This is a genomic window from Endozoicomonas ascidiicola, from assembly GCF_001646945.1.
Lineage (GTDB): Bacteria > Pseudomonadota > Gammaproteobacteria > Pseudomonadales > Endozoicomonadaceae > Endozoicomonas > Endozoicomonas ascidiicola.
Genome location: NZ_LUTV01000011.1, coordinates 67,177 through 88,797 on the forward strand (window position 1 = coordinate 67,177; position 21,621 = coordinate 88,797).

The following is a 21,621-nucleotide window of genomic DNA, read 5'->3' on the forward strand; positions in this document are numbered from 1 at the left end:
GCTCAACTCCGGGTTAAGTGGAACATGGTTTCAGTACCCGCATCCGACAGCGGCTCTACACGAATGGATAGTCTTTCATCAAAATAGCGTCCAACCCCTTGAATCAACCCCAACGCCAGTGCAGCAAAAGGACGGTGGGATTTATAATGCAGCCGCATCTGATATTCATCAATGGACGTACATCGAATCTCCGGTGGAGAAGACTCGGGATAAAGTTTACGGACTTCAACGTGAATGTAATCTTCCACCCGCTCAAGCAAATCAAAAGAGGAGCGAATATCCTTGATAAATTGAGGGTGAGAGTCCGCCAGTCGTTTGAAAAGGTATTCACCAAAAGCCGTCTGTAGCACCTCAGGGTCTACCTTTGTCACTCGAGACAGATTGCTGACCAGCGATAGAATTTCTGCATGGGCATAAGTACCCAGGGACGTATAACTACCACCGGATGGCAGTTCGCTAAGCTCGAGAATCTCTTCAACCACTTCTGGAGAAAACTGCGTCTCCACCATCTCCAAAAACTCTGTAAATATCATCCCCTTCATGGGACACACTCCCGACACATTCGATCTCTATGTTATCGGCAGAGGTTTAGGTTCTGTTGACATAAGGGAGTAGATACAGAAAAGCAGGCACTAAGGCCTGCTTTTTAAAGTACGACAATAATCAGTAATGATTAATCGATGACATGGACAGAAGCAGTGTTGGTGGTACCAGACTCAACCAGAGCACCGGACACCATCACTACCACGTCGCCAGACTTGGCAAAACCATGCTTAACCGCCAGCTCTTTACCCATCTTGTAAAACGCGTCGCTGGTTTCCTGCTGTGGAATCACGCAAGTCGTCACGCCTTTGCTCAGGCTCAGCTGGTTTGCTGTCTTTTCAGAGGAAGTCAGCGCCAGAATCTGTGCTTTCGGGAAGAACTTGCGCAGAGAGCGAGCAGACTTACCCTGTTGAGTCGCCACAATGATCAGGCTGGAATCCAGGATCTCGGCAGTATTCACCGCACCACGGCAAACCGCTTGAGTGATACTGCGGGAATTATCGATTTCAGCATCAAAGGCATCAATACGGGAAGCCATGCTGCCATCGGTGCTGTCACAAATAGTGGCCATCACATGAACGGATTCAGCTGGATACTTACCTTTGGCACTTTCGCCGGACAACATCACCGCATCGGTGCCGTCCAGAATCGCGTTCGCCACGTCACCGGCTTCTGCACGGGTCGGGCGTGGATTCTTAATCATGGAATCCAACATCTGAGTCGCAGTGATAACCGGCTTACGCGCTTTGTTACACTTGTTGATCATCATCTTCTGGGCAAAAATCACCTGATCAACCGGGATTTCAACACCCAGGTCACCACGGGCAACCATGATGGCATCGGAGATTTCCAGAATCTCATCGAAATTATCAACGCCTTCCTGGTTTTCGATTTTGGAGATGATCTGAATATCGGAACCGCCATTGGCAGCCAATAATTCGCGAATTTCCAATACGTCACTTGCCTTACGAATAAACGACGCTGCAATGAAATCAACGCCCTGCTCGCAACCAAACACCAGATCCGCTTTGTCTTTTTCAGACAGTGCTGGCAGATTGACTTTTACGCCCGGCAAGTTAACGCCTTTGTTTTCACCCAGTTCACCGTTGTTTTTAACTTCACAGACGATTTCCTGAGCTTTGACGTCTTTAACGGTCAGTTCGATCAGACCGTCGTCCAGCAGAACAGTATTACCTGGCTTCAGGTCGTCAGTCAGTCCACTGTAGGTAACCGCGACACGGGTGTTATCACCAACAACAGAGGTATCTGTGGTCAGAGTAAAATCCTGACCAGCAGTCAGCATCACATCATTGCCGCCCTGCAATTTGACCGTACGAATTTCTGGACCCTTGGTGTCCAGCAGAATGGCAACACGCTTTCCGGTATCAGCCATCACTTCACGAATGCGGGTAATGCGAGCACCATGCTCGTCGAAATTACCATGGGAGAAATTCAGTCGCATCACATTCATGCCGTTGTTGACCAGCGTGGTCAGCATTTCATGGGATTCAGACTTAGGGCCGATGGTACAGACGATCTTGGTCTTTCTCACAGGAAGTTTCTCCGTCAGAGGTGGATTACGGAAAGGTGCTGTTCAGATTGTGATCTGAGCAATGGATGGGTGCGGATATTACCGTAATAAGAAAAGAAAACCTTGGTGTTTTTGCAATTAATTCAGGGATTTAGATCAGTATTTTCCGAACACTTGATGAAATAATAACCTACGGTAATAACTAATGAAAATACGTGTCAATAGCCGGGGCGAAACTAACAAAATCAGCTAAAAACTAACAACCTACCAGTGACTCTTATGGCAAGCTCCTGTTTATGAATGGGCTCGGTTTCAGTCTTTTCTCGCCATGGTGCTAATGTTGAGTATCTGGACTCGATCCACTCTTTCTTTTTTGACTCGAGCTTAGTTTTCTGCAATGTCACCTGCTGTTTTCCACCTTGGAATGAGAGGAAAGCACTTCGATTCAAAGTCATACCACGCAGTGTAACCTGAAGATTGAACGAGATTTTTCGCTGGTAAAGATCACCCCAATCATTGGGTTGTATAGATTGAGCATTCAAAACATCATCAGTGAGTTCTCGCTCAAACGTCACACCACCCGGTAATCGACTATCGGTTAATGCCCTTTCATAAAATACCTTTTCATAAATTAAGTGGCTTGTCAGATGATCACTTGCGCCTTTCTCTTCTGACACATCAACTGGCTCAATAGCCAATTGAGCAACTTGAACCTTGCTCTCCTGAATGGGTGCTGTTTTAACTGGCTTAATAGTTACTTCTACGGTTTGATGAACAATGAGCGCTTCTTCTGCCTTTTTCATTACTGGGCTTATTTTATCGTGATGCCGGCTAGTAAACGTTGAGCTTTGTGCAATCACTTGCCTGACACTGACTTCTGCTTTGATCGTTTCTTTCTGACTGACCACCGATGATTCGACGGGGTCTGTGCCATCACGTTTGGCAACCAGCTCTTGTTGAAGATCATGTTGAATACCCAGAGTGGGCAAAAGCTTGCCGGTGGCACCCAGAATCTGGTACCTGGCTTTTGCCGCTTCATAAAACTGTGAATTCAAGCTCTGAGCGGTTCTAAATTGCGTATTCTCTACATCCAGTAAATCCAGATGGGTACGTTTACCCAAATCAAATTGATGGTAATAATCATTAACGGTCTGCTGATTATTTTCCTTCTGTCGCTGTAGCCACTTCTTTTTCTCATCAGACAACTGATAAACTGCCCATGCCCGTCGTAATTCAGCTTTTACATTGAGGATTGTCCGGTTTCGCTTTGAACGAGTTTCTTCAACCCTATAAGCCGCTTCCTTGATTCGAGCCTGATTCCTACCGCCACTGAACAGGTTGTAGCGGACATTGATCATTGCCTGCACATTTTTACCCGAGCCTTTAGTACCATTTGCATTGTGATCTTCGGTCCAGTCAACTTCCAGATCCACCGTCGGCAGGTTCTTACTTTGTGCAACTTTATACCTTGACTGAGATGATTGAATTTCGTGATCTGCCGCCCGGATAGATGGGTTGTCATTATAGGCATGGGCTAAAGCCCTGCTCAGGTCTTCAGGCATCGGGTAATTCTGGTAGGCAGGCTCCGGCAATGCTTCCGGGATTTTACCGGTCAAATTCAGATATTCATGCTCAGCATCCAATAACCGATTCTGCGTACTCAAAAACTCCACATGAATACCTGCTAAACGGCCTTCTATTTCGGTTAAATCCGACCGTCTTGCCACTCCTTGTGCCAGCTGTATCTGGATTTTCTTATGCACTTCTTTATGTTTACTCAGGTTCTGCTCCACCAGCCTCATCTGGCCACGAAGCTCGAGCACTTCTAAAACCACATCGATTATATTGAGTGCCAACTCGTCATAGGTTTTCTGAAGTCGCCACTGTTCAGCCATAAGTAGCTGTTCTGCACCGCGCACGGCGTGGGTGGATTCAAAACCGGAAAATAGGTTTTGTCGAAAAGATAGGGAGGCTTCTCTTCTGGCCAGAGTGTCACCGTCCGTTTCGGAGGTGCTGCCTTCGGGATAGTGTTTTTCCTGCCTGCCACCACCAATGGTCAGATTCAGACTCGGAAGAAAATCGGCTTTTTCAGCACGATGGCGCTGCTGTTGAGCCTGCCAGCGATGATAACTTATTTGGGCTTCCGGATGATTTTCCAGCAAATCGATGATCACTGACTCCAGAGTTTCAGCCGACACTGAAACACTCCACGTCAGTAACATCAACATTATATAAAACGGAAGCGATCTAAGCGCTCTAACTATCATCCCTGACTCCAGACACACTCCAACACAAGCGGTAAGTGCACTGTCTAAGGAGGGATTTCAACTGCCAGGAGGGTTTACTTCAGGTTTTACATTAATTGTGCTGCAAAACGGTGGGCTTGATAACAGTTGAAAAGCTCCAAGACTTTTCTCAGTATTGGTTAGCGACCGTAACCTTTCAAACCCAGCCTTATTATCGTCAACAAGCTGTCATTGCATTTCAAATAAGCAATTCAGATGAAACAAGAACGCCATTTGTATCGGCATAGAGAAATTGCCCGGGAATAAAATCGGTGCCATGAAAGCGCACGGAAACATCCACTTCACCTAATCCTTTTTTATCGGTCTTCATGGGATGAGAAGCAAGGGCCTGTACACCAATCGGCAGTTTGGCAATCACCTCAACATCCCGGATACAGCCATAGACAATGATACCCTGCCAGCCATTTCTGACTGCTTTCTCAGCCAACATATCCCCCAGCAGCGCTCTGCGCATTGAGCCACCGCCATCAATGACTAGTACTTTTCCCTGCCCATCCGTTGATACCTGCTCGCGCACCATGGAGTTGTCTTCATGGCATTTGATGGTCACGATCTTGCCACTGAAGATCTGGTTGCCACCATAACTTCGAAAACCAGGCTCCACTACCTGAATTTTTTCAGGAAAATCATCGCAGAGATCCGGTGTTGTAAAAGACATTATTATTCTCCCTGAATAAGTTGTTAGCCACATGAAATCATATTTTCTGACCGATTGGATAGTCACTCTACAGCGTTACAACTCCGGTCACATAGCTACAGCTATGCTCCCTACGTTGTGCCTTGTATAGCAACTATCCAATCAGCCAGAATTATTCGATTCCAAATGGCTAACCACTTAAAATAAACAGACCAATAATGCCGATGCAATCGGTATTATTGGCAGTCATGAATCAAGCAATGAATGATAACGATATTAGCTGGAAAGAACACTACTCCTCTCTGCGCTCTTTCCAGTATTAGACTTACTCCGCCAGATAGAGCCAGGTTTCAATGACAGAATCCGGGTTCAATGACACTGTATTAATGCCCTGCTCCATCAACCAGCGGGCAAAGTCTGGATGATCGCTGGGGCCCTGACCACAAATACCAATGTACTTGTTCTGACGTCGGCAGGCTTGAATCGCCATGGACAACAGCTGCTTGACCGAGCTGTTACGCTCATCAAACAAATGAGCAATCAAGCCAGAGTCACGATCCAGGCCAAGGGTAAGCTGAGTCATGTCGTTTGAGCCAATGGAAAAACCATCAAAGTAATCCAGGAACTCATCCGCCTGCAGTGCATTGGAAGGAAGCTCACACATCATGATGATTCGTAAGTCATTTTCCCCACGACGCAAGCCGAAGTCAGACATGATTTTCACCACCTGGCGAGCTTCATCCGGTGTTCTGACAAACGGCACCATCAGCTCTACATTGCTCAGACCATACTCTTCACGCACTCGTTTCATGGCACGGCATTCCAGCTCAAAACAATCCCGGAAAGATTCAGAGATGTACCGGAACGCTCCACGGAAGCCCAGCATCGGGTTTTCTTCTTCCGGCTCGTAAATGCTGCCGCCCACCAGGTTGGCGTATTCGTTAGATTTGAAGTCAGACAGGCGAACGATGACTTTCTCTGGCGCAAAAGCCGCTGCAATGGAAGCTACACCTTCCACCAGTTTTTCCACGTAGAAATCCACTGGGTCAGCGTACCCAGCCATGCGCTCATCCACCTGATGCCGCACTGCTTCTGGCAGCTTGTCATAATTGAGCAAAGCTTTTGGATGAACGCCAATCATTTTATTAATGATGAACTCAAGCCGAGCCAAACCAACACCAGCATTGGGGATTCGGGAGAAGCCAAAAGCACGATCAGGATTGCCGACGTTCATCATGATCTTGAAAGGCAGATCCGGCATCGCTTCCAGATCTTTCTTCTGGTGCTCAAAAGGCAGCTCACCTTCATAAATAAAACCTGTGTCGCCTTCTGCGCAGGAGACAGTGACAGACTGACCATCTTTCAGGCGTCGAGTGGCATCGCCACAACCCACTACCGCAGGAATCCCAAGTTCGCGGGCAATGATGGCTGCATGGCAAGTTCTGCCACCCCGGTTGGTGACGATGGCAGAAGCCCTTTTCATGACCGGCTCCCAATCCGGGTCGGTCATATCCGTCACCAGAACATCACCGACTTTCACTCGATCCATATCCGCCAGATCATCCACCAGACACACACGTCCCTGACCAATGCGCTGACCGATACTGCGACCTTCCACCAGCACATCGCCCTGAGCCTTTAACTGATAACGCTCCAGGGTTCTCGATTCGGTACGGCTTTGCACGGTTTCTGGCCGCGCCTGAACCACGTACAACAACTGATCATCACCATCTTTCGCCCATTCAATGTCCATAGGACGACCGTAGTGTTTTTCAATGGCAATCGCCTGACGGGCAAGCTCCAGAACATCGTCATCATTAACAGAAAACTGCTGACGTTTTTCCAGGTCAACATCCACCGTCTGCACGGATTTTCCAGTTTCCCCGGCATAGCCGTACACCATTTGGATGGCTTTACTGCCCATATTTCTGCGAAGAATGGAAGATCGCCCTGCTTCCAGAGCTGGCTTATAAACATAAAACTCATCAGGGTTGACGGCGCCCTGAACAACCGTTTCACCCAAGCCATAGGAAGACGTAATAAAGACGGCATCACGGAAACCGGATTCGGTATCCAGAGTAAACATCACACCGGCAGAACCGGTTTCACTGCGCACCATCCGCTGAATACCCGCAGACAAAGCGACATCACGATGATCAAAGCCCTGATGCACACGGTAAGAGATGGCACGATCATTAAAAAGGGAGGCAAACACTTCACGAACCGCGATCAGCACATTCTGCTCACCACGAATATTCAAAAAGGTTTCCTGCTGACCCGCAAAAGAGGCATCCGGCAAATCTTCAGCGGTTGCAGAAGAGCGGACAGCAACGGGCATTTCATCATTACCACCCGCCATTTCACGGTAGCTATTAATAATGGCGGTTTCGAATTCCGGACGGAAAGGTTCATCCATAATCCACTGACGGATTTTGGCACCTCCCTGGGTCAGCTGTTGGATATCATCCACATCCATTTTATCCAGCAGATCGTGGATACGGTCATAAAGACCAGAGCTATCCAGAAAATCACGATAAGCCTCAGCAGTGGTGGCAAAACCACCAGGAACCCGGACACCGGCCTGACCAAGATGGCTCAGCATCTCACCGAGCGAGGCATTTTTACCACCGACGCGTTCCACATCACCATTGCCCAGGACATCCAGGCCGACCACAAACTCTGGTAAAGATGAACTATTCAAGCTGCACTCCTGCTATATCTTGTTGATTTACTGAATAATTCCACCTGTAATAGATCATCTTTGATGACCCGTTTTACCGACTGCAGAGAGCCTGACAGGTTGTTTTCGACACAGTTTGTTAGAAAATGTGAGAAAATGGAAGAGCTTGGAAAGATTTTTTACATTTAATCACACCCTACATTAGTGTAGGTTTAACCCTTATCCCGGCTGAGCTATCCCGGCTGAACTATCACCAAGAACAACATTTTCAGGAGTGCATGGGTGGAAAGGTCTGTTTTTTTTGTCTCTGATGGTACCGGAATTACGGCGGAATCCTTTGGCCAAAGCCTGCTGGCTCAGTTTTCCGGGCCACAGTTTATTCATCACACCCTGCCTTATATTGATACGCCGGAAAAGGCGATCAAAGCATTAACCCTGATCAAAGAAACCCATCAACAGGAAAACGTCCAGCCCATCGTTTTTATGACCGTGCTGAACGAAGAAGTCAGCACCCTCCTTTATACCAGTGGCGCTTATATGATTGATCTCTTTGCCACTTTCCTGCCCGGTCTCGAAAATGAACTCGGCTCGCACCCGTTGTACACCGTCGGTAAAAAACGATCTACCACCACCAGCGACAGTTATCACCGGAGAATCGAAGCCGTTCAGTTTGCCCTGGATAATGATGATGGTGCCCGCTTCAGGCATTACGAAAAAGCCGATATTATTCTTGTTGGGGCTTCACGCTCGGGAAAAACACCTACTTGTATTTATCTGGGGCTCCAGTTTGGTCTCTTTGCTGCGAATTATCCGATTACTGAAGACGATTTTAATAAAGGCATCAAGCTACCTGAATCGTTAAGGCCACATAAAGACCGATTGTTTGGCCTTACCATCAACCCTGGGCGTTTAGCAGGCATTCGTAACGAGCGTCGCCCAAACAGTCAATACTCTTCACTCCGACAATGTCAGTATGATGTGCAGATGGTTGAGCAGATTTATCAACAGGAACGTATCCCATATATCGATACGACAGAGTTTTCAGTCGAAGAAATTGCTACGCGGATTATGGATCAGGCGAGCCTAATCAGGCGGTTGAAATGACAACAACCCCGCCTACCCATAGCTAGCTCAACAGTGACATTTAATGCGGCTTTGGTGCAGAGCTGCAGTTTTGCAAAGTCGACATTAGAACCATCATCACAGGTTTTGTGGTAACAACGATCATATCCGGTATACAACATGACGGAAGGTATTGATTTATCCTGAAAACTTGCGTGATCTCCTACCCGGTACATTTTTGTTTTCGTAAATGGTATGTTGCGTTCAGAAAAATAATCCATGAACAATCTACTAATATTACGGGTTCCCTCTGCAATACGAGGAAAAAATTTATAGGGTAGATATTCCCAGAATCCTGTTTGTGAATCAGGGTCACTGATCACAATACCTTCTTTACCAGCTACATTCCCCGCGATCATATCCAAATTGATGTAGCCTTTTATTGAAAATGGGCCATTATTATCCATTCCAGCAGTGCTACTTAAATTGGCCAAAGTGACTTGGCTATTATTACCATTTAAAAACGCCCCAGAACCCAATAATGTTGTCCCAGCCTCTTCTGCTCCCCAGAAAGCAAATACTATGGAGTGCCGTGGCTCAACGTTTTCTTGCTTCAATATACGAATCATCTCAAGCAAAGCGACCACACCGGACCCATTATCATTCGCTCCGACAGTATTAGTCACCGTATCTAAATGCGCCCCTACAACCACACATTCTGTGCTTTGACCAGGCACCATGGCAAATAGGTTACTGGAAGTCTGCACCTGATCTCCTGAGCATGATGATCTTAACTGCGAGCCATGATAGTTATCATGATAACTAAAATCATTTTTGGTCACAGCGACATCCAATCCGCTCAGTTTTGTCTTTAACCAGTCTGAGGCCTTTAAAAATCCATTACTATTTGCATCACAAAAACTTGACCTTGAACCTATGGCTAATAATTCGGCCAACTCTTTTTTAAGGTTTGCTTGATTCACCTGAGACTCTATGTATCCCTGAAAGTAGGGATGGGCACCAATAGAGATTGGTGCCGTGGTGGCTGACACCTCCGAAAACATTGATGAATCCATTGTTATCGGTAGCGTCACATCAGAGCCATTATCTGCTCTCTGCAAATAGGGTGGAGGCAAGGTTTGTAGTGGGGCTACCGTCCTCCCCGCCAAAGCAACAGGTAGTGCAATTACCGCACCCACAATACCGGCACTGAAGAGAACTAAGCCTCCCAGTAACAGCTTACCTTTGTTTGATTTGGCATTGCAGATAAACCAACCTCGCCAACCTGCACTATTTTCAGCTGGTTGTGATTGCTGTTCAATGTCAAAATCGGTCAGAAAGCCCTCACGCTGTGAGCTTACTACGTCCGCCGTATTCATCAACAACACCTATCTAAATTAGGATTATTACTCTGAGTAGTTAACCATTTGCTTTCGAATAAAACACTGACCGACCAGCAAGTATCACTGATATTGTGACTACTTGAGTTAACAGTCCATCGAGGTAAACACAATTAGCCATAACCTCTCTATAACTATTGCAGCACATGTCATCAGCTGAATTAATATTCAATCGGTCAGGATTATTCGATTACATTTGATCAACTACTTACATGGAAAAATGCGCATAGAAATGGTTCATTACCTCAACTCCCGCTCATTTAGCCTGACGAGTTGAGTGGGACAATTGAAATAGCACTGCTGCCAAAGCAAATGCTCTTAGGGTAGACATTAAGGATTTATTTGCTGCTTCCAGTCTCTTCCAAGGACTGGAGAGATATCAATCAGCAAGAGGCTGCCAACTTAAAGCCGAACGTGGGACGAAAGCGACGTCTTACATCCGGTGAACAAGCTGACTCCAAGACCGAGACACCTCTGAAACGCCTGCGACACAAGGAAACTTGCTTAATGTCTACCCTAAGAGCAAATGCTATTGTTTGCATAATTAAAGGCTTCAGAAACACATTAGAATGTAGAACCTGGAATATGAACCACTCCTTCCATCAATATTCTGGCACTGCGGCTCATTATCGCTTTAGTCACCACCCACTTCCCATTTTCAAGCTCGGCTTCAGCACCCACCTTTAGAGTCCCCGATGGATGACCAAATCGCACGGCATTTCGCTCACCACCACCAGCGGCAAGGTTAACCAATGTTCCGGGAATCGCAGCAGCAGTACCAATAGCCACCGCAGCCGTGCCCATCATGGCATGGTGCAGCTTACCCATAGACAACGCACGAACCAGTAAATCTATATCGTTTTCACTGACTTCTTTACCGCTGGAAGAAACATAACGCTTAGGTTTTGCGACAAAAGCCACTTTCGGCGTGTGCTGTCGTGTAACGGCTTCTTCCAGAGAGGTAATCAATCCCATTTTCAGGGCACCGTGGGCACGAATGGCTTCAAAACGATCCAACGCTTCCTGGTCGCCATTAATGGCTTCCTGAAGTTCAGTACCCTGATAACCAATGGCTTCTGCATCGATAAATATGGTGGGAATGCCAGCGTTAATCATAGTGGCTTTCAAAGTGCCAACACCGGGTACCTCAAGATCGTCCACCAGATTGTCTGTTGGAAACATCGCGCCTTCACCATCGGCAGGATTTAAAAACTCAACCTGAACTTCAGCTGCCGGAAAAGTTACGCCATCGAGAACAAAATCTCCGGTTTCCTGAACGACCCCATTGGTCATGGGGACTTTGGCGACGATGGTCTTTTTGATATTAGCCTGCCAGATCCGAATCGTTGCAACCCCGTTTGCCGGAACCCGATCGGCATCTACCAAATCGCTGGTAATGGCAAAGGCACCCACAGCTGCCGTTAGATTGCCGCAGTTGCCGCTCCAATCCACAAACGGTTTATCAATAGAAACCTGACCAAACAGGTAATCCACATCGTGATCTGGCTGGGTGCTTTTCGAGAGAATCACCGTTTTGCTGGTGCTGGAGGTGGCACCACCCATGCCATCGATCTGTTTGCCATAAGGGTCGGGGCTACCAATCACCCGCAGCAACAAGGCATCACGAGCCTCTCCAGGCACCTGTGCTGCTTCCGGTAGATCTGACAAGTTAAAGAAGACACCCTTACTGGTGCCCCCTCGCATATACGTTGCTGGGATTTTTATTTGAGGGAGATGATTCATTTTATTAGCTATCCTCGTTCCCATGCTGTGCGTGGGAATGCATATCTCAATTTTCAAAGAGATAGTCATTTGGGTTCCCACGCACAGCATGGGAACCAGGGGTTTTGCGGCAGCCTTATAGCATGAAAGCTCGCATGGTTAAGCAGCCTCAGACGACTCCAAAAAGTCTTTGGCAAAACGCTGCAATACACCGCCCGCATCGTACACAGACACTTCTTCTGCAGTATCCAGGCGACAAGTCACTGGTACTTCTATGGTTTCACCGTTCTGACGATGGATCAGCAGAACCAGCGTCGCCCCCGGGGTTCGATCACCCATCACGTCATAGGTTTCAGTGCCATCAAGCTCCAGTGTTTTACGGGTTGTGCCTGCCTTAAACTCCAGTGGCAGAACACCCATACCCACCAGATTGGTACGATGAATACGCTCAAACCCTTCCGCAACAATGGCTTCGACACCGGCCAGACGAACACCTTTGGCAGCCCAATCTCTGGAGGAACCCTGACCATAATCCGCACCAGCGACAATGATCAGCGGCTGTCGACGATCCATATAGGTTTCAATGGCTTCCCACATGCGGGTTTCTTTGCCTTCTGGCTCCACTCTTGCCAAAGATCCCTGCTTGATTTCACCTTTGTCATCCAGACACATCTCGTTCAAGAGTTTCGGGTTGGCAAACGTCGCCCGTTGTGCAGTCAGGTGATCACCACGGTGGGTAGCGTAAGAGTTGAAATCTTCTTCCGGTAAGCCCATTTTTGCCAGATATTCACCGGCAGCAGAGCTGGCAAGAATGGCATTAGAAGGCGACAGGTGATCGGTTGTAATGTTGTCACCTAGCACGGCCAGAGGGCGCATGCCTTTCAGTGTTCGTTCACCGGCTAGGGCGCCTTCCCAATAAGGTGGACGACGAATATAGGTGGTATTGGGGCGCCAGTCGTAAAGTGGGCTTTTCGCTTCTGCCACTTTGCCCAGATCAAACATGGGAATGTAAATCTGGTTAAACTGCTCCGGCTTCACATGCTCACTGACAATAGCGTCAATCTCTGCATCCGATGGCCAGATGTCTTTAAGCGTGATTGGATTGCCTTCTTTATCGGTGCCCAGCACATCTTTTTCGATATCGAAACGCACAGTACCGGCTATGGCGTAGGCAACAACCAAAGGCGGCGATGCCAGAAATGCCTGCTTGGCATAAGGATGAATCCGTCCATCAAAGTTGCGATTACCGGAAAGTACTGCGGTGGAATAAAGATCACGATCAATCACTTCCTGCTGAATTTTCGGGTCCAGCGCGCCACTCATGCCATTACAGGTCGTACAGGCGTAAGCGACAATGCCAAAGCCCAGTTTTTCCATCTCTGGCAACAAACCAGATTCTTCCAGATAGAGCTTCGCCACCTTTGAGCCGGGAGCAAAGGACGATTTCACCCAGGGCTTACGAACCAATCCAAGTTCATTGGCTCGTTTCGCCACCAGACCAGCAGCCACAACATTTCGTGGATTACTGGTATTCGTGCAACTGGTAATAGCAGCAATGATGACAGCACCATCTGGCATCAACCCTTCTTTTTCTTCCCATTCACCAGCAACACCACGATTCTGTAATTCCGACGTTGGTAAACGACGGTGTGGATTGGATGGACCAGCCATATTCCGACAAACGGTAGACAAATCAAACGTCAGCACCCGTTCATACTCAGCTTCTTTTAGATCATCAGCCCAAAGCCCGTTGGTTTTGGCGTAGTTTTCTACCAGAGCCACCTGTTCAGCATCACGGCCTGTTAGCTTGAGATAATCAATGGTTTGCTCATCGATATAGAACATACCGGCAGAGGCGCCGAACTCTGGCGTCATATTGGAAATGGTTGCACGGTCACCGATGGTCAGCTTGGAAGCGCCCTCCCCAAAGAATTCGAGATAAGAAGACACCACTCGTTCTTTTCGCAGGAACTCGGTAATGGCCAAAACAATATCCGTGGCAGTAATCCCTTCCTGTCGCTTACCAACCAATTTGACCCCAATAATATCCGGCAGGCGCATCATTGATGGGCGACCAAGCATCACGGTTTCCGCTTCAAGACCACCGACACCAATAGCAATAACACCTAAGGCATCCACGTGCGGTGTGTGACTGTCTGTGCCTACACAGGTATCAGGGTACGCTACGCCATCACGCGCCTGAATCACTGGCGACATTTTCTCCAGATTGATCTGGTGCATGATGCCGTTTCCCGCAGGAATAACATCAACGTTTTTAAACGCAGTCTTTGTCCATTCAATAAAATGGAAACGGTCTTCGTTACGGCGATCTTCAATAGCACGGTTTTTCTCGAAGGCTTCTGGATCAAACCCACCGTGTTCAACGGCCAGGGAGTGATCGACAATCAGCTGTATTGGTACGACTGGGTTTACTTTGGAAGGATCACCACCCTGCTCTGCAATGGCATCGCGGAGTCCTGCCAGATCAACCAGCGCTGTTTGACCCAGGATATCGTGGCATACGACTCTGGCTGGGTACCAGGGGAAATCCAGATCGCGTTTTCGTTCAACAATCTGTTTAAGAGAGTCCGTTAATGCTGCTGGCTCACAACGGCGAACCAGCTGTTCGGCAAGAATTTTGGAGGTATAAGGCAGCTTTGCGTAAGCACCCGGCTGGATCGCTTCCACGGCTTCGCGGGTGTCGTAGTAATCCAGCTCTGTGCCGGGTAATTTTTTTCGAAAGTCAGTGTTCATACGTCGAACGTCCACCGGGCAGGTAATTATTGTTTTCTCGTTCTGGCTCCCGTGCTGTATATGGAAGCCCTGTATGCATTCCCACGCACGACCCAAAGGGCCTAAAAGCGTGGGACCGAGGATATAGAAGTAGGCTTGAAGGTTAAGGGCGATCCTGAATATCAACCCATTCAGCAGTTTCAGGGCCGGTGTAATCCGCAGATGGACGGATAATTCGGTTGTTAGCCCGCTGCTCCATCACATGAGCGGTCCAGCCAGAAACTCGGGAACACACAAAGATCGGGGTAAACAGTTTGGTTGGAATACCCATGAAATTGTAAGCAGACGCATGGAAGAAATCGGCATTACAGAACAATTTCTTTTCGCGCCACATGACGGCTTCAACCCGATCGGACACGGCATACAGGCATTCGTCGCCTATCTGCTCAGACAGTTTCTTAGACCACTCTTTAATAATGGCGTTACGAGGGTCAGACTCACGATAAATCGCATGACCGAAGCCCATGATCTTATCTTTGCGAGCCAGCATGCCCATGATCTTGTCTTCCGCTTCATCCGCTGAGCGCCAGTTCTCGATCATTTCCATGGCCGCTTCGTTAGCGCCACCATGCAATGGACCCCTCAAGGAACCGATAGCCCCAGTCACACAGCTATGAATATCCGACAATGTGGAGGCACATACACGACCAGTAAAGGTGGACGCATTGAACTCGTGTTCAGCATAGAGAACCAGTGACGCATGCATCACTTTAACGTGAAGCGGATCTGGCTTTTTATCGTGCAATGTCCACAGGAATTGTTCGGCAATGGAATCCGCCTCAGTATCGACATTAACTCGCACGCCATTATGGCTGAAGTTATACCAGTAGTTGATCATGCCCGGGAAGATTGCCAGCATACGATCAATATGATCCAGCTGCTCGGAGAAATCTTTTTCGGTTTCCAGATTACCCAGCATGGAGCAACCGGTGCGCATTACATCCATTGGGTGCGCATCGGCAGGAATGTTTTCCAGAACGGTTTTCAGTGCATCCGGCAGTGAACGCATACCTTTCAGGCGGGTTTTATAGGCGTCCAGTTCTGTCTGGTTGGGTAAGTTGCCATAAAGTAGCAGATAAGCCACTTCTTCAAACTGGGCGTTGTCGGCTAATTCTTTAATATCATAGCCACGGTAAGTCAGACCTGAGCCGGTTTTGCCAACCGTACACAGGGCCGTTTCACCCGCTGACTGGCCTCGCAAACCCGCACCGCTTAATTTCTTCTCTGCCATGGAACTTCTCCGTTTTTATAGTGTGTTCGCTTGCTGAGCGCAGGCGACAATCTACCAAAAGATTCACCTGCAAATTGTTGTATTTCTGAAAAAGAATCACGTACCCCAAATAGATTATGGGTTGAGAAATTCTTGGGTTTTCACTAGCTGTTCCCGCTCCTGAAACGTCATCATGCCGTCGGCAATGGCGCCGCTATTACCATCCCGCTTGATTACATTCAGCACTTCACGCATGGCCGTGACTGCCGCACGCTGCAGGTCTGAAGGAATAATGATGAGCTGATAGCCCATGGCTTTCAGATCTTCCGTTGGCACTAAGGGTGTTTTACCGCTGTAAAACATATTGATCAATTTAGGGCCAGGCGCCTGTCGTGCAATCTCTTCAATTTGCTCGATGGTTTGTGGCGCTTCCACAAACAACATATCAGCGCCAGAGTCTACATACGCACGGGCACGTTCAATAGCATCATCAAAACCAGTCACTGCAATAGCATCGGTACGAGCAATGACCATGACATCGCCAGCGTACTTTTTCGCTACAGCTACTTTTTTGCACATCTCTTCGGTAGATACCAAAGACTTACCGTCCAGGTGACCGCAACGCTTTGGAAACTCCTGATCTTCAAGATGGAAAGCACTGACGCCAGCATTAGCAAACAATTCAACGGTGCGTTTCACATTAACTTCGTTACCGAAGCCGGTATCCGCATCGGCAATCACTGGCAGCGAGGTGGCTTCCACAATCTGGCGAACACGGTCAACCACTTCAGTTAACGTCAACAGTCCAATATCCGGTACACCGGTGCTGCGGGCAATGGCGCCACCGCTGGCATACAGTGCCGAGAAACCCGCCTCACCACCCAAGCGTGCAGAAATACCGTCATAAACACCCGGTGCGGTAACGATGCCTTCTTTTTGGATGAGTTGAACCAGTGCATTAGTCTGCTTATTCAAGATGTTACCTCTCGTTCTTGTTGTTGTTTATTACTGCTCAATCGCGTTTTCAATTTCCCGCCGTGCACGGCCTATGTGCTTGCGCATCAGCAGTTCTGCTAACTCACCGTCCCGGTCTTGCAATGCCTGGAAAATCATTTTGTGTTCGATCAACGCGCGCTCCGGGCGAGCTTCACCCCTGGAGGTTTTTCGATAAATCTGGATCAGATGGTAGAGTTCATTACAAAGAAGGTTGATCAGCCGTTGATTGCCGGACGCTTTGATAATTCGATAGTGAAAATCGTAATCCCCTTCCTGATCCATGTAAGCTTCGCCATTATTTTCTTCAACATAGCGTCCATGGCGATCAATGAGTTGACCGAGATCAATCAACTCAGCATCCGTGATATTTTTCGCGGCTTCACGGGCGGCAACTCCTTCAAGGGCTTCGCGCATGGTAAAAATTTCCGCCAACTCCTGGCGCGTTAACCTGACGACTCTGGCACCCACATGGGGTTCACGCACCACAAGCCCCATGCCTTCCAAGCGAAGAATGGCCTCTCTGAGCGGGCCCCGGCCAATGCCATAGCGACGAGACAGCTCAAGTTCGGAGATCCGACTGCCTTCTTCCAACTGCCCGGACACAATGTCCTGCATCAGCAGATCAGTCACTTCTCTGGCCTGGGTCAGCGGTTTGACCGATGTTTTTTCAGCAGCATCACCCATAAGATTGTCTACAATTATTAATTTTCATGACTTTATATATAAAAATAGATCAAAAATCCACAAAGATTGTAAACAATCCCGAGCTTTTGGCATTTAGACATACGCACAACTCAGAGAAAATGGAACTTAACCATCACTGTTAAATGACAGAAAGCGCTTTCAGACGTTACACTTAGCCGCAGTTCTGTCCGGATAAATATATGAAGAGTCTGACAATTCTTGAACTGGAGTATAAAGATGACACCAGTCTCTATTTCGAGCATTTTATCGAGTTGCCCTACCCCTATTTTCTGGATAGCTCCGCCTTTAATGGTACCCACTCCATTTATAAGGATACTTTCAGTCGCTACGACATCATCACTGCAGCACCCGCCAAACACTTCACCGCTTTTCCCGGTGGAAAGCTGATTATTGAGGATTTTGTCGATCAAACCAAAAGACAGGTCACCACTAACACACCGCTAAATTATCTCTCAGAATCGCTTGAGCGCATGAGCCTGATTGAGCAAAGCGCTGAGAACAGCGACTTACCTTTTCAGGGTGGGCTGGTGGGCTTTTGGAGTTATGAGCTTTGCGAACAAATAGAACCTGAACGGATTCTACCGAGAGATAACGATACACCGCATATATCTGTCGGACTCTACCACTGGGCTTTAGTGACTGATCATAAAAAGCGATCAGCATCTCTGGTGTTTCATCCGGATATTCCTGAGAAGATTAAAGCGCAGGTGCTTCAGTCTCTCGATACCGAAAGAAAAGCAGTAAATCCATCATCATTTAAACTGCTGAAAGCCTTTGAACCGACACAGTCCAGAGCAGAATATCAGACTGCGTTTCAGGCGATACAAGATTATATTGCCGCTGGAGACTGTTACGAAGTCAACCTGACTCAACGTTTTACCACGCACCACACCGGCGATACCTGGGAAGCCTATAAAAAGCTGCGCACCACCACTTTGGCACCCTACTCTGCTTATATAAAGCGACCGGATATGGAAATTCTCAGCCATTCCCCAGAGCAGTTTATTCGGCTTAAAGACGGTAAAGTGTCCACCAACCCTATCAAAGGTACGCGACCAAGAGGCCTCACGCCAGAGAGCGATCTCGCCATTGCCAACGAGCTAAAGAGCAGTGAAAAGGATCAGTCTGAAAACTTAATGATCGTGGATCTTTTGCGAAACGACCTTGGCAAAGTGTGCAAAACCGGAAGCGTTTCGGTGCCCAGATTATTTGCCCTGGAAAGTTACGCCAATGTTCACCATCTTGTCAGCACCGTGAATGGTGAACTGGATGATCACCACAGCCCTGTGGATTTACTGGAAAGTACATTTCCCGGCGGCTCCATCACCGGTGCGCCAAAAATTCGCTCCATGGAAATTATCCGTGAGCTGGAACCCGTTGCCCGCACCATCTATTGCGGCTCCATTGGTTACATCAGTTGTGATGGCACTATGGATACTAGTATTGCCATCAGAACGATCCTCTCAAAAGATGGGGAGCTTCACTGTTGGGGAGGCGGTGCGATAATTGCGGATTCCGATTGTGATTCGGAGTATGAAGAGTCTATCACGAAAGTGCGTAACCTGATGAATGGACTAGAAGACCACTTTTTAGCCCGCTGATTGATACAGATGAATCAGAACTATTAGTCAGGAAAGCGAAAGGCGCTTTTAGAGCGCCCTTTTTATTAAACTTTACTGGCATCCAGCAATGCTTTCCTAAGCCCATCATAATGAGTGATCGCAGGGTATTGAGGAAACTCTGCAATCACATTATCCGGTGCCATAAACAGAAAACCCTCATCTGCTTCGGACAACATGGTGGTATCATTATATGAATCCCCCGCAGCAAAAACTCGATAATTCAGGTTCTTTAGCGCTTTAACAGAAGCCCTTTTTGGATCCTTCTGCCGCAATTTGTAGCCAGTAACTTTACCAGTACCGTCAACCTCAAGGCGATGGCAAAACAACGTAGGTCGACCCAACTGAACCATGAACGGATCAGCAAATTCATAGAATGTGTCGGACAGAATAATCAGCTGAAATTCGCTGCGCAGCCAGTTCACAAAATCCACAGCGCCTTCCAGAGGCTTCATACCTGAAATCACTTCCTGTATTTCATTCAAACCAAGACCGTGCTTTTCCAGAATCCCCAGACGCATGGTCATCAGTTCATCGTAATCAGGAATATCGCGGGTGGTTGCCCGTAGTTCATCAATACCGGTTTGGGTGGCAAACTCAATCCAGATTTCAGGAATCAGTACACCTTCCAAGTCAAGACAGACGACATCCATTAGCTATTTCTCACTGGCTGCTTTTTATGATTGTTGTGATATAAGAGTGCTATAAACATAGAGGACTCACCTGATCTTGCATCAGAATAATCAGACACCTCCAAGCCTCAGAAATATATCATATTAACCTAGCCATATAGGTATAAATTCTAATAAGGTACTGATCTTCGCCAGCACAATAAATGTAAAGATACTTAGGAGTACCCCCTATGAAAATCACCATGGTCAAAAAAGTGATGTTGGACGGAAATCTTTGCACCAAGTGCGAAGAAGTTCAGAAACGACTTGAAGATTCTGGCCATATCCACCGAATAGACCAATTTGTAAATGCCGTAGAAGGTGAACCCGGAAGCACTGGCGCATTGCTGGCGGATCTTTATCAGGTGGATAAAGCACCGTTTTTTATTGTGGAAGAAGAAGGAAAAGAGCCGGCGATTTACACAATCTATTTTAAGCTGGTCAAGGATGTTTTGCAGAAAGCGGCTTAGAATAAGCACCCAACCATATGAAATCATATTTTCTGACTTAATATGATCGGGTACTTAGCCGCTGTTTTTCAATGCTAATAAGCTTTAACAACTTAACGATCAGGCAGCTGTACATGGGAGAATAGTTCATCAACCTCCGCCTTGTTATGACGCAGTACTGCTTCCTGAACCACATCTTTTGTCAGGTGCGGCGCAAAGGCTTCAATAAAGTCGTACATAAACCCACGCAGGAAAGTACCACGGCGGAAACCAATCTTGGTAATGCTCGGCTCAAACAAGTGGTCAGCACGCAGCGGCACAAGATCCTGATCCAACTCTGGATCGTAGGACATTTTTGCCACGATACCCACACCCAAACCAAGACGCACGTAGGTTTTAATGACATCCGCATCCGTGGCGGTAAATACGACTCTGGGTGAAAGCCCTTCATTCATAAAGGCTTCATCCAGTTTTGAGCGCCCGGTGAAACCGAATACATAGGTCACCAGCGGGAACCGGGCAATGTCTTTCAGGGACAACTCAGAAATCTGCGCCAGAGGATGATTTCTGGGCACCAGCACACAACGATTCCAGCGATAGCAAGGCATCATCACCAGATCATTAAACAGTTCAAGTGCTTCTGTAGCGATGGCAAAGTCAACGGATCCATCCGCCGCCATTTCAGAAATTTGTACAGGCGTTCCCTGATTCATGTGCAGGGCAACATCCGGATATTGACTAATAAATTGTTGGATAATATCCGGTAATGCATAACGAGCCTGGGTATGCGTCGTGGCAATAGACAGGCTGCCTTTTCGCTCATCACTGAACTCTTGCGCCACCTGTTTGATGGATTCCACCATCCGTAAAATATCGCCCGCGGTATCAATTATTTTTTCGCCGGCCGGGGTAATTCGCGTCAGGTGCTTACCACTTCGAGAAAAGACTTCCACACCCAGCTCGTCTTCAAGAAGTCTGATTTGCTTACTGATACCCGGCTGGGAAGTGTAAAGGCTCTGCGCTGTTGCTGAGACGTTCAGGTCGTGGTGGGCAACCTCCCAGATGTAGCGCAGTTGTTGCAGCTTCATTGATGATGGCCTCCGGTCAGGCGGGTTGTTCTGACAAAAGTGGATAGGGTGAAAATCAATCCGTTAGTTCTATATAGAATAAAACAATGACATTAAATTCTTTTCCAGAATACAAGCCAGTCAATATAGTTACCAGCGAATCTCGCTAATTAGTCAACATTTTCAAACATCGTCTGGGCTACTTATAACTTTAGACCATATATTTCAGG

The 21,621-nt window shown here is 47.6% G+C and carries 16 protein-coding genes; 3 read left to right on the top strand and 13 right to left on the bottom strand.

Annotation, left to right across the window (positions count from 1 at the left end):
* Positions 1-2: 2 nt before the first annotated feature.
* The 5 genes from AKL11_RS23220 to ppsA form a co-directional block, all read right to left on the bottom strand.
* The gene (locus tag AKL11_RS23220) at positions 3-542 is read right to left on the bottom strand and encodes a heme NO-binding domain-containing protein (RefSeq protein WP_067522520.1); all 540 of its coding nucleotides are present in this window, start codon (positions 540-542) and stop codon (positions 3-5) included.
* 131 nt (positions 543-673) lie between these two features.
* On the bottom strand, positions 674-2,095 hold the full coding sequence (gene pykF, locus AKL11_RS23225; protein ID WP_067522522.1) for a pyruvate kinase PykF: 1,422 nt from the start codon (positions 2,093-2,095) through the stop codon (positions 674-676).
* A gap of 224 nt (positions 2,096-2,319) precedes the next feature.
* Positions 2,320-4,272: a TolC family outer membrane protein gene (locus AKL11_RS23230; RefSeq protein ID WP_157673736.1), complete on the bottom strand. Its 1,953-nt coding sequence runs from the start codon at positions 4,270-4,272 to the stop codon at positions 2,320-2,322.
* Positions 4,273-4,558: 286 nt separating this feature from the next.
* Positions 4,559-5,038: a ribonuclease E activity regulator RraA gene (gene rraA, locus AKL11_RS23235; protein ID WP_067522526.1), complete on the bottom strand. Its 480-nt coding sequence runs from the start codon at positions 5,036-5,038 to the stop codon at positions 4,559-4,561.
* A 304-nt stretch (positions 5,039-5,342) separates the two neighbouring features.
* Complete coding sequence (ppsA, locus tag AKL11_RS23240; RefSeq protein ID WP_067522529.1) at positions 5,343-7,718, bottom strand: phosphoenolpyruvate synthase; 2,376 nt, start codon at positions 7,716-7,718, stop codon at positions 5,343-5,345.
* Between the two features lie 261 nt (positions 7,719-7,979).
* Here ppsA and ppsR point away from each other — a divergent pair, with 261 nt between their 5' ends.
* Positions 7,980-8,801 carry a posphoenolpyruvate synthetase regulatory kinase/phosphorylase PpsR gene (gene ppsR / locus AKL11_RS23245; protein WP_067522531.1) on the top strand — a complete coding sequence of 274 codons (822 nt, stop codon included), beginning with the start codon at positions 7,980-7,982 and terminating at the stop codon, positions 8,799-8,801.
* Here ppsR and AKL11_RS23250 read toward each other — a convergent pair.
* From AKL11_RS23250 to AKL11_RS23275, 6 genes are all read right to left on the bottom strand, one after another.
* Positions 8,771-10,138: a M28 family metallopeptidase gene (locus AKL11_RS23250; protein ID WP_067522533.1), complete on the bottom strand. Its 1,368-nt coding sequence runs from the start codon at positions 10,136-10,138 to the stop codon at positions 8,771-8,773. The genes ppsR and AKL11_RS23250 overlap by 31 nt on opposite strands.
* A 585-nt stretch (positions 10,139-10,723) precedes the next feature.
* On the bottom strand, positions 10,724-11,902 hold the full coding sequence (gene prpF / locus AKL11_RS23255; protein WP_067522536.1) for a 2-methylaconitate cis-trans isomerase PrpF: 1,179 nt from the start codon (positions 11,900-11,902) through the stop codon (positions 10,724-10,726).
* Positions 11,903-12,040: 138 nt separating this feature from the next.
* On the bottom strand, positions 12,041-14,635 hold the full coding sequence (acnD, locus tag AKL11_RS23260; RefSeq protein ID WP_067522538.1) for a Fe/S-dependent 2-methylisocitrate dehydratase AcnD: 2,595 nt from the start codon (positions 14,633-14,635) through the stop codon (positions 12,041-12,043).
* A 142-nt stretch (positions 14,636-14,777) separates the two neighbouring features.
* A complete protein-coding gene (gene prpC / locus AKL11_RS23265; protein ID WP_067522541.1) occupies positions 14,778-15,905 on the bottom strand; it encodes a bifunctional 2-methylcitrate synthase/citrate synthase in 1,128 nt (375 codons plus the stop codon).
* 114 nt (positions 15,906-16,019) lie between these two features.
* Positions 16,020-16,859 (bottom strand): isocitrate lyase/PEP mutase family protein, encoded by an 840-nt coding sequence (locus AKL11_RS23270; RefSeq protein ID WP_095210646.1) that lies wholly within the window; start codon positions 16,857-16,859, stop codon positions 16,020-16,022.
* 30 nt (positions 16,860-16,889) lie between these two features.
* Complete coding sequence (locus AKL11_RS23275; RefSeq protein ID WP_067522543.1) at positions 16,890-17,564, bottom strand: GntR family transcriptional regulator; 675 nt, start codon at positions 17,562-17,564, stop codon at positions 16,890-16,892.
* 200 nt (positions 17,565-17,764) lie between these two features.
* On the opposite strand from AKL11_RS23275, the gene pabB reads away from it, so the two are divergent.
* Positions 17,765-19,186, top strand: coding sequence for an aminodeoxychorismate synthase component I (gene pabB / locus AKL11_RS23280; RefSeq protein WP_067522546.1), 1,422 nt, complete (start codon positions 17,765-17,767; stop codon positions 19,184-19,186).
* A 65-nt stretch (positions 19,187-19,251) separates the two neighbouring features.
* Here pabB and thrH read toward each other — a convergent pair whose 3' ends face one another.
* Positions 19,252-19,857 (bottom strand): bifunctional phosphoserine phosphatase/homoserine phosphotransferase ThrH, encoded by a 606-nt coding sequence (gene thrH / locus AKL11_RS23285; RefSeq protein ID WP_067522549.1) that lies wholly within the window; start codon positions 19,855-19,857, stop codon positions 19,252-19,254.
* A gap of 209 nt (positions 19,858-20,066) precedes the next feature.
* Here thrH and AKL11_RS23290 point away from each other — a divergent pair, with 209 nt between their 5' ends.
* Entirely contained in the window at positions 20,067-20,345 is a 279-nt protein-coding gene (locus AKL11_RS23290; protein WP_067522551.1) for a hypothetical protein, read from the top strand.
* A 92-nt stretch (positions 20,346-20,437) separates the two neighbouring features.
* On the opposite strand, the gene cysB is transcribed toward AKL11_RS23290, so the two are convergent.
* Complete coding sequence (gene cysB / locus AKL11_RS23295; protein ID WP_067522553.1) at positions 20,438-21,412, bottom strand: HTH-type transcriptional regulator CysB; 975 nt, start codon at positions 21,410-21,412, stop codon at positions 20,438-20,440.
* Positions 21,413-21,621: the final 209 nt, after the last annotated feature.